Origin of the sequence: Asanoa ishikariensis (assembly GCF_900107455.1) — a bacterium.
GTDB lineage: Bacteria > Actinomycetota > Actinomycetes > Mycobacteriales > Micromonosporaceae > Asanoa > Asanoa ishikariensis.
On record NZ_FNQB01000003.1, the window covers coordinates 1,607,590 to 1,620,585 of the forward strand.

Below are 12,996 nucleotides of genomic sequence, written 5' to 3' on the forward strand. Positions count from 1 at the left end.
GCTCTTTCTTACCAGTCCGGCGGCCGGCGCGGCCGACCGGGCACGCGCGCCTGTGGATAACATCAGTCACTCTCGGCGCGGGCCGCGAACAGTGATCGTTCGGCCTCGTTGCGCGTCAGCGCCGCCGCCCGCGCGAACTCCGCCCGCGCCTCGTCGGCCCGGCCCAGGCGGGCCAGCAGGTCACCGCGGACGGCCGGTAGCTGTGGATAGTCGCGCAGCGACTTCTCGCCCGCCGCCGCGTCCACCAGGGCCAGGCCACGGGCGGGATCACCGGCCATCCCGTACGCGACCGCCTGGTTGACCCGCAGCACCGGCGACGGGCGCAGGTGGAACAGCACCTCGTAGAGGGCCGCGACGCGCTCCCAGCCGGTGTCCGCGTGGGAGCGGGCCCGGGCGTGGCAGGCGGCGATCTCCGCCTCGACCGTGTAGATCCCGCCACCCAGGTCGCCCGCAAGGGACAACGCGGCCAGCCCACGCCGGATCAGCAGCCGGTCCCACCGCCGGCGGTCCTGGTCCGGCAGCAGCACGGGCCGCCCGTCCGGGTCGACCCGGGCCGGCAGCCGGGACGCCTGGAGCTCCATCAGCGCGGTCAGCCCGTGCACCTCGGGCTCGCGCGGCAGCAGCCCCTGCAACAGCCGCCCGAGCCGCACCGCCTCGTCGGCGAGCTCCGGCCGGACCCAGACCGGGCCGCCCGTGGCCGCGTACCCCTCGTTGAAGATCAGGTAGACCGTGGCCAGCACCGACGCGAGCCTGGGCGCCAGCTCCGCGGCGGGCGGGAGGCCGAACTCCACCCCCGTGAGGGCCTTCTTGGCGCGGGTCAGGCGGGCCGCCATGGTCGGCTCTGGCACCAGGAACGCCCGGGCGATCTCCGCGGTGGTCAGCCCGCCCAGCAGGCGCAGTGTCAGACCCACCCGGGACTCGGCCGGCAGCGCGGGATGACAGACGGTGAAGATCAGGCGGAGCAGGTCGTCGCCGATCCGGCCCTCGTCGAGCACGGCCTCGTACCCACCGTCGTGGCTCTCGGAGACCCCACCGGCGACCAGCCGCAGCTTCGCCGCGTAGTTCTGCCGGCGGCGGATCTGGTCGATCGCCCGGTGCCGTGCGGTGGCGAGCAACCACGGACCTGGATCATCGGGTACGCCGTCGCGCGGCCACTGCTCCAGCGCGACCACCAGCGTGTCCTGGGCAAGCTCCTCGGCGAGCCCGATGTCGCCGGTCAGCCGGGCGAGCACCGCCACGATCCGGGCGGCCTCGATCCGCCACACCGCCTCGACCGTGCGGTGCACCAGAGCAGGATCGGCGGCTCCCATCGCCGCCGATCCTGCCACGGACCGCCTCAGGCCGGCGGTGCGAAGTCCTCGGGTCCCATCACCTTGAGCACCTGGGACTCACCCTCCCAGCCGGGCCACAGGTCGCGGTGGACGCGCATGAAGCGGGAGGTCCACTCGACGGCCTCGGCCTTGTCGCGCACGTCGTACACCGCGTAGCTGATCACTTCCTTGGCCTCGGCGAACGGCCCGTCGGTGACGGTGAGCTCGCCGCCGGCCACCCCGACCCGGGCGGCGAACGCGCTGGGCGAGAGGCCGGCCTGGTCGACCAGGGCGCCGGAGTTGGTGGCGTCCTCACCGAGCTTCATGATCGCCTCCATCAGCTCCGGCGGCGGCGGGGTGTGCGGACGGGTGGCGGTGAGCAGGGCGATATAACGCATGACAGGCCTCCTCAGGCAACGGCGGGTTCAGGCGACAACGGGTTTCAGGCGACAGAGCGGTAGAGACGGACGGAGACGGCGGTCAGCCACGCCGACACCAGCAGGACGCCGGCCGTGAACGTGACGATTCCCCAGGCGGCGCCCCCGCTCGCGTTCATGGCCAGGAAGCTCGCGACGAACAGCACCCCGACCGCCCGCGAGAGCAGCGGGAAACCGGACCGGCCGGCGAGCAGGAAGCAGGCGATGGCCAGGCCGACGAAGCCGACGCCGCCGGCCGCGAGGTGGACGAGGCCGTGCCAACTGATCGTGCCGCCCTCGGAGCCCGGCGGGAAGCCCTGGCCCGGGTCGGCACGGAACAGACCGGCCACGACCATCCCCACACCGTAGATACCCAGCGGGACGGCGCCACGACCGACGGCGCGCCGGACACCGACGGCCGCCGCGATGACCATGAGACCGGAAACGATCAGGTTCGTGGTCTGGATCCAACCCAGGTCGCCGTTCTGGAGCAGGCTCCACGCATGCCGGGTCGGTTCGAAACCCTCCCGGGTGTACGCCTGGGCGAGCGCGACGCCGACGTACAGCGGTCCGGCGATCACCCCGTACCCGAGCAGGCTCTTTGTCACCCGCTCCGCGAGTGCGGGCGTCGCGCAGGCGGTCGTGGTGGTCATGTCGATCTCCTTCGTGGGCCCGTTCGGGTCCCTTCACCCGTAGCTCGAACGGGCTTCGCCGGATTCGACACATGGACTGGTTTTTTCTGAAAGGAAACATCAAGGTCTTCCGATGAATCGCCCCGGAGTCCTACCGTCACGCTATGAACCTGGAGCTGCGGCATCTGAGGGTGGTCACCGCCATCGCGGAGACCGGCAGCGTGACCAAGGCCGCCTCCATGCTCGGACTCGCCCAGCCCGCGCTCACGGCCCAGCTCCAGCGGATCGAGCGGGCCCTCGGCGGCCCGTTGTTCGAACGCGACCGGCGCGGCGCCCGGCCGACCGCGCTCGGCGAGCTGGTGCTCGACCGCGCCCGGGTCCTGCTGCCGGCGATGAAGGGCCTCCAGGACGAGGCGGCGCGGCTGGCCGGCGGCGACGCGCTGAGCCGCTACCGGCTCGGCGGGGTCAACAGCCCGATCCTCGGGCGGCTGGTGCATCGCCTCACGGCCGACCAGCCCACCGCGCAGATCAGCACGCACGCGAGCTGGTCGGTCGACGAGCTGGCCCGGATGGTCCTGTCCGGACGGCTGGACTACTCGCTGTGCGGTGTCTGCGGCGACGCCGTGCCCAGCGCCGAGCTCGGCCTGGCCTGGTGGGTGGTGGCGGTCGACCCCGTCTGGCTGCTGCTGCCGGAGAGCCACGCGCTGGCCGGCCGCGCCGAGATCGACCTGGCCGACCTGAGCGAGGAGCGCTGGGTGGCGGCACCCGGCGACGGCTGCTTCGCCGACTGCTTCGCGGCCGCGTGCGCGCGGTCCGGCTTCACCCCGCGCAAGGTCTACGAGACCGACCTGAAGGGCAGCATCGACCTGGTCGAGGCCGGCGAGGCGATCGCGCTCTGCCAGGCCACGTTCCGACCTGTGCCCGGCCTGATCACGCGGCCGATCAAGGGTGCGCCGCTGCGCTGGCGGCTGCTGCTCGGCTGGCACGCCGACGCGCAGGCGGCCGGGTTCGCCGACCTGATGGTCAAGTACGCCGCGGGCGCGTACGCCGACATCATCGACCGCAACCCGGACTACACGGCGTGGCTGCGCCGGCATCCGGGCTTCGGCCCCCAGCCCAACACGGAGTTCGAGCCAGCGGTATGAGCCAGGTGGTATATACCACCATCGATGGTTCGCCGCTACGTTGACGGTGCTTTTCTTTCGCCCCCGAAGGAGTGCATCGTGAACAGATTCCTTGCCGGCCTGGCAGCGGCGACCCTGCTGCCCGCCGGCATCACCGTCGCTGTGGCCGCACCGGCCATGGCCGCACCAGCGCCGGCCCCCGCGCCCGCATCGGCTCCCGCTGAGGCTGCCTCGCCGGAGATGCTCGCCGCGATGCAGCGCGACCTCGGCCTGACCGCCGACCAGGCCAAGGTCCGGATCGCCAAGGACGACGCCGCCAGCCGCACCGAGCTACGCCTGCGCAAGAGCCTGGGCGGGGCGTTCGGCGGCGCGTACGTGACTCGTACCGGCACGTTCGTGGTCAACGTGACCTCCGCGGCGCGGGTCGCCGAGGTGACCGCGGCCGGCGCTACCGCCAAGGTGGTCAGTCGCAGCTCAGCCGCGCTGGATGCGGTCAAGGCCCGCCTCGACGCCGCAGCGGCTTCGGCGCCCGCGTCTCGCGTACCCGGCTGGTATGTCGATGTCACGACCAACCGCGTCGTCGTGCTCGCGAAGGGTGGCACCGCCGCGGCCGCGCGGTTCGTCGCGGCCAGCGGCGCGGACGCTGCCGCTGTGGCGGTGGTCGCTTCTCTCGAGACGCCCCGCCTGCTGTACGACGTACGCGGCGGCGACGCCTACTACATGGGCGGCGGACGCTGCTCGGTCGGCCTGTCCGTCAACGGCGGCTTCGTCACCGCCGGCCACTGCGGCACCCCGGGCACCTCGACGCAGGGCTTCAACCAGGTCGCCCAGGGCACGTTCCAGGGCTCCTCGTTCCCCGGCAACGACTACGCGTGGGTGTCGGTCAACAGCAACTGGACCCCGCAGCCGTGGGTCAACAACTACAGCGGCGGCAACGTGACCGTGGCGGGCTCCACCGAGGCGGCCGTCGGCGCGGCCATCTGCCGCTCCGGCTCCACCACCGGCTGGCACTGCGGCACGATCTCCGCGAAGAACCAGACCGTCAACTACTCGCAGGGCTCGGTCAGCGGCCTGACCAGGACCAACGTGTGTGCCGAGCCCGGCGACTCCGGCGGCGGCTGGATGAGCGGCCAGCAGGGCCAGGGCGTCACCTCCGGCGGCTCCGGCAACTGCTCCAGCGGCGGCACGACCTACTACCAGCCGGTCAACGAGATCCTCTCGGTGTACGGCCTGACGCTGCGCACCTCCGGGGGCGGCGGTGACCCGAACCCGCCGACCGGCTGCACCGGCTACGAGTTCACCGTGAGCGGCTCGCTGTCCTCCGGCGGCAGCGTCTACCAGCCGAACGGCAGCTACTACTACTCGTCGCTGTCCGGCACCCACCGCGCCTGCCTCGACGGCCCGACCGGCACCGACTACGACCTGTACCTCCAGAAGTACAGCGGCTCGACCTGGGTCACCGTGGCGCAGGGCATCACGGCGGCGGCCGACGAGACGGTGTCCTACAACGGGACCGCCGGCTACTACCGCTACCGGGTGCACGCGTACAGCGGCTCCGGCAGCTACTCGCTGGGCTACAGCAACCCGTAAATAACGCCGCGCGTTCCTGCCTCGCCCGCCGTGTTCAGCCCGGCGGGCGAGGTAGGTTGCGGTTCATGACCGACGATCGTGAGAACGCGCGCCGCGCCGCCGCCGCGCACACCGAGGCGTCCCGCGAGCTCGAGGCGTTCCTGCGCCGGGCGCCCGAGGTGCCGGACCCGGCCGACATCGCCGAGTTCACGATCCTGCTGGCCCGCGAGGAAGAGGTCCGCGCGGAGCGGCAGGACGCGCTGGTCGCGTTCGGCCTGAGCGCACCGAGCATCGACGAGCCCTAGTGGCGGTTGCCCTGGTGGTGGTCGACGTCGCCAACGTGATCGGCTCCCGGCCGGACGGGTGGTGGCGCGACCGGGCCGCTGCGGCCACGCGGCTGCGTGACGAGCTCGGGGCCTCGGTCGCCGCCGGCCATCCGATCGGCGACCTGTCTGCGGTCGAGCTGGTGCTGGTGGTCGAGGGCAAGGCCGGCGGGGTCGGGTCGGTGCCGGGCGTCGAGGTGATCTCCGCGCCGGGGTCGGGCGACGACGCCATAGTGGACGTGGTCCGCGCGCGTGGGCAGGACCGTCCTGTCGTGGTGGTCACCGCCGACCGCGAGCTGCGGGGACGGGTGGTCGCCCTGGGCGCCACCGCGCACGGTCCACGTTGGTTGCGCCGTTAAAGTGACCGGCCATGGGGATCGACGATCTTGTTCGGCTCGTCCCGCCGCCTTCCCGGCCGGTCCACGCTGACGGCGACTGGGCCGAGGTCGAGCGACTGCTGGGCGTCGCTGTGCCGGCCGACTACCGTGCGCTGGTCGCGGCCTACGGCGCGGGTCAGTTCGCCGACATCGGCCTGCTCACCCCGTTCACCGATGCGGGCACGCACGCCAACCTGGTGTGGCAGGCGGGCGATTTCCTCGGCAGGTTCGCGGACGCCCGTGACGAGTTCCCCGAGGATTTTCCCTATCCCCTGCACCCGGAGCCCGGCGGTCTGCTCCCGTGGGCCGGCACCGGCAACGGGGTCCAGCTCTGTTGGCTGACCGAGGGCGATCCGGACGCCTGGCCGGTCGTCGTGTTCGACTTCGCCCTGCGCTGCGACCGCTATGACCTCGGCGCCGTCGATCTGCTCCACGGTCACCTCAGCGGGCGCGCTCCGGTGCCCGGCCTCGGCACGGTTCACGCTGTCCCGAGGTTCGACGGTTCCCGCGACCGGGACCACGTATACGTGCGGTTGTCCGACGGGGACCGCCCGCACGAGGAGCGGCTGCGGATTCTCCGCGCGGCGCTGGCCCCGACGGCCGACCGTGGCGCTTTCGACGGCGGCCAGCAGCGGCAAGACCATTTCAAGGCCGTCGACCGCGACTGGTTGCTGACCTACGAGACGGCCTACGGCCACCAGATCCGGGTCGCGATCCCGCCGGAGGACGCACCCGAGGCCCGCACGGTGATCACCGTCGCCGCGGCCGAAATGGGTTGTGCGGTCCTGTCGACGACGACCCACCTCGGCGCGCCGACCTGGACGGACGCCTGACCTCACCTGCGGCCGAGGAAGATCGGGTTGGTGAGAGCGACCATGGTGTCCCCGCGCCGGACCTCCGCACGCACATAGCGGGAGGCGCGGGGTGTCGTCGTCCATGACACGACGCCGGTCGCGGGCACGGGGGTGACCAACCGCCGGCCCTGATCGGTGACGATCCGGACGACGCCGCCGGGCACGCCGCGCACGGTGAGCATGACCGTGATCGCCGTGTCCTCCGCGACGTCGAGCCGCTCACCAATGCCTGCGGAGCGCCCGTCAGCCGCACTGTCCGCGCTGTCCGCGCTGGCGAGACCGGCCGCGGTGGCGAGACCGGCCGCGCTCGCCGTGAAATCGAGGTCCACCGCGGCCGACTCCGCGATCCAGAGGTGGCCGGCGCGGACGCCGGCCACGATCGAATCCCGGTCGAGGCGGTCGGCGAGCACGACGTTCTGCGGCAGGCCGACGATCTGGTCCGTGCCGTGCACGTCGCTGTTGCCGACCGCGGGTAGCCAGCGCTCGCCGCTGACCAACTGGTTGTCCCAGTTGCCGAGCGTCGCCTCGTCGTCGGGGGTCCACGGCCCGTTCCACACCTCGATGGCGTCGAGGCCCTCGTACCCGAACTTCCAGCCGCAGCCCTTGCAGGAGGCCAGCGGGTGGTTGGCGACCGCCAGGGCGCCCACCTTGTGAGCGGCGTTCACAAAGGCGGAGACAGCGCCGTCGGTCGCACGGTAGCGCCAGTCGATCCACGTGCCCGCCGGCAGGCCGAGCACCGCGTAGTGGCCGTTGCGGGTCGTGACCTCCGTACCGTTGATGATCAGCAGGTCGGGTCCCGCGTAGGCGCCCCAGACGGCGTGCGCGCTGGGTGTGTTGTGCTCGGTCGAGACGATGTAGTCGAGCCCGGCGGCTCGCGCGTCGGCGGCCAGCTCGGCGGGCTCGCGCCGGCCGTCGGAGTGCACGGTGTGGAGGTGCATGTCGCCGCGGTACCACGCCCGGCCCCGGCCGGCGGCCTCGTGCGGCGCCGGGTTCGGCACGAAGGTCGGTCCGTCGGGGCCGCGCTCGAGCGTCACGGTGACTGTCCACGGCAGGCCGTCCGGGACGATGCCGTACGGACCGAGGAGGACGTGCCACCGTCCGGCGTGGACCGGTCCGGGCAAGTAGCCCGGTGTTGCGTCCGAAGCGCTGATGGTGAAGCCGTCCCGCGCGCCGCCCGACCAGCCGCGGAAACCGGCGTGCGCGTCGAACACGCCGAGGTCCAGCGCGTTGCCGTCGTGTCCGGGCGGCGGGGTCGGGCGGTCGTAGCGGTAGACGACGGTGATCCGGTTGACCCCGTCGGGGATCTCGACGGGCAGGTAGACCCAGTCCGGCGCGCCGTAGGGAATCGTGCCGGAGACGGTCCGCGTCACGTCGTCAGGCCCGAAACGCACCGGCTCCAGCTCCACGCGGGTCCCCCTCCGAGCGCCGGGCGGTCCCCGGCGGCCTACCCAAGATCACCCGGAGGTTGACAGTTTGTCAAGACAAAGCCGTCGGCGCCCGCCGTGTCACCGTCACCACGCACACAGCCGCCGCGACCAGCAGCACGACGGCGTTGACGATCAGCGCGGTGTGCAACGCGGAGACCATGCTTGCGCCACCGGCCATCCGACTGCTGAGGATGACGCCGAGTACGGCAGGGCCGAGCGCACCGCCGTACTGCCGGACCGCGGTGTTCGCGGCGGCGGCCATGCCGGCGAGGTGGTGCGGCACGGCGTGGATGGCGGCCACGGCGACAGCGCTGAGCATGAACGCGTCGGCGACGCCGAGGATCGCCAGGCGCCACGCGACGTCGACGAAAGAGGTGTTCGTGCCGAGCCCGGTCAGCAGGAGCATCGCGACGGCGCCCAGCCCGAGCCCGACCGCCAACAGGGTGATCGGCTGCCGGTGCGCCAGCAGGCGGCCGACGAACGGGTTCGCGACGGCGGTGACGCCGTTGACGAAGAGGAGCCGGACGCCGATCTCCAGCGGCGAGAGGTGCTGGCCGGCGCCGAAGAACAGGCTGAGCAGGAAGAGCCCGCCGACGATCGCGAACAGGGCGGCCAACGCGGAGAAGCTCGCGGCGCGGAATGCCGGCAACCGGAACAGCGACAGTTGCAGGATCGGCGAGGTCGACCGCGCCTCGACGCGCAGGAACACGGCCAGCGCGGCCACGCCGACGACCAGCCCCGCGATGGTGGTGGGTGCGCCCCAGCCTGCCTGGCCACCCTCGATCACGCCGAAGATGCTCGCCGCGATCGCGACGGTCGCGGTGATCTGGCCGGGCCAGTCGAGGCGGCGGCCCTGCGGGGACTTCGACTCGGGCAGGCGCAGCGCGGCGAGCAGGCCGGCCACCAGCGCCAGCGCGATGATCGGCACGAAGATCCAGCCCCATCCGGCGTACCGGAGGATGGTCCCTGAGATCAGCGGACCGGCCGCCAGGCCGAGGACGAGCCCGGTCGCCCACAGCGCGATGTACCGTGCCCTGGCCCGCAGGTCCGGGACCGCGTGGGCGATCAGGGCGAGCGTGGTCGGCAGCAGCAGCCCGGCGCCGGCACCGGTGACCGCCTGGCCGACCCACAGCAGGTGCAGGCCGCCGGCCACGGTCCCCGCCACCATGGCGATCGCGGCGCCGAGCACGGTGATCGCCATGCCGGTCAGGAACACCCGGCGGCGGCCGTGCAGGTCGCCGAACACTCCGGCGGACAGGATCGTCGCGGCCATCGGGATGATGTAGCTGTCGGTGACCCATTGCAGGTCAGCGGTCGAGCCACCGGTCGAGGTGCCGATGGTCGTCAGAGACACGCTGACCGCGGTGATCGGCACGTACGTCACGAAGACGCCGAGGACCGCGAGCGCGATGGTCAACCGGACGCCACGGTCACCGACCGTCCCGGGGAGCCTGGCCTGCACTGCTGTCGCCACCGCAAGATCCCTTCACCTTAACTATCTCAACGTGAAGATATCACCGGGCAAAGATTCTTAACGTTGATGTAACGTTGCTCTCATGGCCAGCACGCAGACCCCCCGAGACCGGGTGGACGGGTTGCTCGAGGTGATCGCCGAACGCGACCCCGAGCGCGACCTCAACGCCAAAGCGGTCACCTGGCGGCTTCGGCGGGCCAGTCACCGCATCGACACCGAGATCCGCCGGCAGTTGGCCGCCCAGGGCATGGAGCTGTGGGAGCTGGAGATCCTCTGCGCGCTCCGCAACGGCGGCGGCACTCTGACCATGGGCGCCCTGCTCGACGCCGCCCAGATCACCTCGGGCGCGATCACCAACCGGGTGGCCCGGCTCGAGCGCGACGGCTACGTCCGCCGGGAGATGGCCCCCGACGACCGCCGCCAGGTCCTCGTCACGATCACGCCGGCCGGGCTCGACCGCAACTGGCAGGTCATCGCCGCCAACAACGCGGCCGAGCAGGAGATCTTCGCGACCATCGACCCTGACCTCCAGCGGCGCCTGTCCGAAGACCTGCGCGCGGTGCTGCTCACCGTCGAAGGGCCCGCCCCGACCGCCTGACCGCTCAGCCGCTCACGTCGTCCGCGGGGACACGGTTGGTGCCCATCCACGCGGTGGCGAAGTCGACGAGGACAACCTGCGACATCAGCCGCGCCGTCGCGCCGCCCACCTGGGCGATCACGGCACCGCCGGTGGCTTCGAAATCGGCACCCACCCGGTCGAAGTCGCTCTCGTCCGTGACGACGTCGACCCACGTCGTCCATTCGCTCGTGCCGTCCGGCCGACGGACCGACGAACCTGTGGCCGCGCGCGGCGCCGACACCTGTCGCCATTCCGCGAGATGCAACGAGGTGTTGGAGCTGTGGTCACAGCCGAGCAACAGGACCTTGCCGCCGAGCCGGTAGACCGCGCCCAGCGGTGAGCTCTCGCCCAACCCGTCGTCCAGCCGGTGGCCCTTGACGATGTCAGTGGCGCTCCCGCCGAGAGCGGCGAACGAATATTGCGGATGTGTGCTGCGCAGGGCGCCGGGCCACGTGCGTACGGTCTCGGCGATCACACCCATCCACCGGCTCGGCGTACACAATGGATCGAAGCCGGGCGGTTGTTCCCGGATCACCGGCCACCACGCCTCGGGGACGGGCGGATGCTGCCACGACGCGGGGTCCGTATTCGCAGGTGTGTGAGTGGGCACCACCAGGGTGCCGCCGGAGCCGAGCACCTCGAGGAACGCCTGGACGACCGCCTGGGTGCCGCCGGCAACGAACCCGAGGCTCCGGTTCGACGAATGCAGCAGCAGGACGTCGCCCGAGGCGAGGCCGAGGTCGCGCAGGTCGGAAGCCAGCGACTGAACCGTGTGCGGCATGGGCTGGTCCATGCGGGGCAGCGTATGGGGACCTTGGGAGTCCCACCAACGATTTACTCGCGGCGAAAGACCACGACCAGGACGCGCAGGATCAGGACCATGCCGACGATCAGCAGGAAATAGCCGAGCACCGGGAACAGGTCCACGGCGCCGCTGATTCGGGGGCCGCCGCCCGTGCGTAGCAGCAGCACCGCGATGATGCCGGCCGCCGAGCCGATGACGGTCAGCAATACCCGGTGCAGCAGGTCGGTGACCAGCCGGCGGTCCTGTTCGTCGGCGAACAGGCGGACGTTGACCCGCAGCCGCCCGTGTTCGAGGGCGTCACCGAGTCGGTCGATCCGCCTCGGCAGCCGTCGCAGCACGGGCAGCAGCGCCGCGAGCTCGTCCTCCAACGAGGCGCGCAGCCGGTCCGGGCCGAGCGCCTCGGCGACCCGCCGGGTGCCGGCCGCGCGGGCGTGTGTGACCAGGTCGAACCCGGGCCGGACGAGGCCGAGAGTGCCCTCCAGGGTGGCGAACGCCCGGAACACGGCGGCGACGGCCGGTGGCACGCCCAGCCCGTACGCGGCGAAGGTCCGCAACAGCGCCGCCACGGCCGCCGCACCCGCGCTGCTGCCGGGTGCCGCGTACCGGACGATCAATGCGCCGATCGCCCTCTGAAGCTCGCGCTCGTCGACCTCCGCGGGCCGATCGACGACCTGCAACAGCGCGTCGCTGACCGCCACCGAGTCACGCCGGCCGAGCGCCGCGAGGAGTTGGCCGATCGCGTCCCGGGTCGCCGCGTCGAGGCGGCCCACGGAGCCGAGGTCGAGCAGGCCCAGGCGGCCGTCGCCGGTCACCAGGACGTTGCCGGGGTGCAGGTCGACGTGGAAGATGCCGTGCACGAGCACCTGGTCGAGCATCGTGTCGACCAGGCGGCCGCGATCTCGGCCCGCCGTTCCTCGCCGAACCCGTCGAGCAACGCCGCCGCCGTGCTCAACGACGTGCCGTCCAGCCGGCCCATCACCAGGACGCGCTCGGAGCTGAGGTCGGCGTGCGGCGTCGGCACGAGCACGCCCCGATCGGGCGAGTCGGCCAGGGCCGCCGCCATGGCCTGGAGGTTGTCGCGCTCGATGGTGAAGTCGAGCTCCTCGTGCAGCGCCGCCGCGAAGCCGGTCGCGAGCGCCCGCAGCCCCAGCGGGCGCCCCCACGAGGTCCGCTCCTCGAGCGTGCCGGCCAGCCGCAGCAGGATGTCGACGTCACGCTCGACGATGGCGGCGACGCCGGGCCGGCGCACCTTGACCACCACGTCGGTGCCGTCGGGCAGCCGCGCCGCGTGGACCTGTGCCACCGAGGCGGCGGCCAGCGGCTCGTGGTCGAAGGCGGCGAACACCTCGTCGACGGGGCGGCCGAAGTCGGCGGCCAGGACGGCGGCCACCTCCTCCCAGGCGACCGGGGCCGCCCGGTCCTGCAACGCGGTCAGCTCCTCGACGATCTCCGCCGGCAGCAGGTCGCGCCGGGTCGCCAGCACCTGACCGAGCTTGACGAAGGTGATGCCGCCCTCGTCGAGCGCGTCCCGCAACGAACGGCCGAGCCGGCGGCGGGCCGCGGCCGACGACGGGCCGGGAGCGGGACGTCCACGCAGGAACCGGCCGAGCCCGTGCCGCAACGCGATGCGCACGATGGTCCCGTACCGCCGGGTGCGTCCGATCCTCCGGCGGGTGCCGCGCCAGAGCTCCACCGGGCCTGGCATGGACCCCGTCGGCAGCAGCACCTCGAGGACGACCAGGGCGGCCATGGCGAGCAACGCCGAGACGACGACGGCCACGAAACCGAGGAGGGCGAGCTCGCCGGCGCCCAGGCTCTCGGGATCGGCCGGTGCGAGCGCCTGCAGGACGGGTGTGGCGACGAAGAGAGCGAGGAGGGCGGCCAGCAGGGTACGCACGGGTCCGACGCGGACACCGAGCAGCCGCCGGATGACCGCCGCGAACAGCAGCACGGACACGACCATTGTGGCCAGGAACGCCGGCACGGTGATCGCGGTCTCCACGACGACCGACGATATCCGGATGTCGCTCCCCCGGCTGCCCGCCAAACCTGCGGACGGCAGGCAG

The 12,996-nt window shown here is 72.3% G+C and carries 14 protein-coding genes; 6 read left to right on the forward strand and 8 right to left on the reverse strand.

Annotation, left to right across the window (positions count from 1 at the left end; genetic code table 11):
• Positions 1-62: 62 nt before the first annotated feature.
• The 3 genes from BLV39_RS31380 to BLV39_RS31390 are packed head-to-tail and all read right to left on the reverse strand — an operon-like array spanning position 63 to position 2,379.
• On the reverse strand, positions 63-1,310 hold the full coding sequence (locus BLV39_RS31380; protein ID WP_090800238.1) for an RNA polymerase sigma factor: 1,248 nt from the start codon (positions 1,308-1,310) through the stop codon (positions 63-65).
• Positions 1,311-1,336: 26 nt separating this feature from the next.
• Complete coding sequence (locus BLV39_RS31385; RefSeq protein WP_090800239.1) at positions 1,337-1,708, reverse strand: YciI family protein; 372 nt, start codon at positions 1,706-1,708, stop codon at positions 1,337-1,339.
• Positions 1,709-1,752: 44 nt separating this feature from the next.
• Positions 1,753-2,379: a DUF998 domain-containing protein gene (locus tag BLV39_RS31390; RefSeq protein ID WP_090800240.1), complete on the reverse strand. Its 627-nt coding sequence runs from the start codon at positions 2,377-2,379 to the stop codon at positions 1,753-1,755.
• Positions 2,380-2,522: 143 nt separating this feature from the next.
• Between BLV39_RS31390 and BLV39_RS31395 the strand changes: the two genes are divergently transcribed.
• From BLV39_RS31395 to BLV39_RS31415, 5 genes are all read left to right on the forward strand, one after another.
• A complete protein-coding gene (locus BLV39_RS31395; RefSeq protein ID WP_090800241.1) occupies positions 2,523-3,503 on the forward strand; it encodes a LysR family transcriptional regulator in 981 nt (326 codons plus the stop codon).
• A gap of 78 nt (positions 3,504-3,581) precedes the next feature.
• Positions 3,582-5,072: a S1 family peptidase gene (locus BLV39_RS31400; RefSeq protein ID WP_239083870.1), complete on the forward strand. Its 1,491-nt coding sequence runs from the start codon at positions 3,582-3,584 to the stop codon at positions 5,070-5,072.
• 65 nt (positions 5,073-5,137) lie between these two features.
• Positions 5,138-5,356: a hypothetical protein gene (locus BLV39_RS31405; RefSeq protein ID WP_090800242.1), complete on the forward strand. Its 219-nt coding sequence runs from the start codon at positions 5,138-5,140 to the stop codon at positions 5,354-5,356.
• Entirely contained in the window at positions 5,356-5,733 is a 378-nt protein-coding gene (locus tag BLV39_RS31410; protein WP_090800243.1) for a hypothetical protein, read from the forward strand. The genes BLV39_RS31405 and BLV39_RS31410 overlap by 1 nt, the downstream gene beginning before the upstream one ends.
• Before the next feature lie 11 nt (positions 5,734-5,744).
• Positions 5,745-6,584 (forward strand): SMI1/KNR4 family protein, encoded by an 840-nt coding sequence (locus BLV39_RS31415; protein ID WP_090800244.1) that lies wholly within the window; start codon positions 5,745-5,747, stop codon positions 6,582-6,584.
• Positions 6,585-6,586: 2 nt separating this feature from the next.
• On the opposite strand, the gene BLV39_RS31420 is transcribed toward BLV39_RS31415, so the two are convergent.
• Both BLV39_RS31420 and BLV39_RS31425 read right to left on the reverse strand, forming a co-directional pair.
• Positions 6,587-8,011 (reverse strand): CehA/McbA family metallohydrolase, encoded by a 1,425-nt coding sequence (locus BLV39_RS31420; RefSeq protein ID WP_176985164.1) that lies wholly within the window; start codon positions 8,009-8,011, stop codon positions 6,587-6,589.
• A 70-nt stretch (positions 8,012-8,081) separates the two neighbouring features.
• Positions 8,082-9,506, reverse strand: coding sequence for an MFS transporter (locus BLV39_RS31425; protein ID WP_239083871.1), 1,425 nt, complete (start codon positions 9,504-9,506; stop codon positions 8,082-8,084).
• 82 nt (positions 9,507-9,588) lie between these two features.
• Here BLV39_RS31425 and BLV39_RS31430 point away from each other — a divergent pair, with 82 nt between their 5' ends.
• A complete protein-coding gene (locus BLV39_RS31430) occupies positions 9,589-10,104 on the forward strand; it encodes a MarR family winged helix-turn-helix transcriptional regulator (protein ID WP_090800245.1) in 516 nt (171 codons plus the stop codon).
• Between the two features lie 4 nt (positions 10,105-10,108).
• Here BLV39_RS31430 and BLV39_RS31435 read toward each other — a convergent pair whose 3' ends face one another.
• The 3 genes from BLV39_RS31435 to BLV39_RS44875 are packed head-to-tail and all read right to left on the reverse strand — an operon-like array spanning position 10,109 to position 12,932.
• On the reverse strand, positions 10,109-10,918 hold the full coding sequence (locus BLV39_RS31435; protein ID WP_090800246.1) for an AAC(3) family N-acetyltransferase: 810 nt from the start codon (positions 10,916-10,918) through the stop codon (positions 10,109-10,111).
• A gap of 41 nt (positions 10,919-10,959) precedes the next feature.
• Positions 10,960-11,805 (reverse strand): AarF/UbiB family protein, encoded by an 846-nt coding sequence (locus tag BLV39_RS44870; RefSeq protein ID WP_275414281.1) that lies wholly within the window; start codon positions 11,803-11,805, stop codon positions 10,960-10,962.
• On the reverse strand, positions 11,739-12,932 hold the full coding sequence (locus BLV39_RS44875) for an ABC1 kinase family protein (RefSeq protein WP_275414282.1): 1,194 nt from the start codon (positions 12,930-12,932) through the stop codon (positions 11,739-11,741). The genes BLV39_RS44870 and BLV39_RS44875 overlap by 67 nt, the downstream gene beginning before the upstream one ends.
• Positions 12,933-12,996 lie beyond the last annotated feature (64 nt).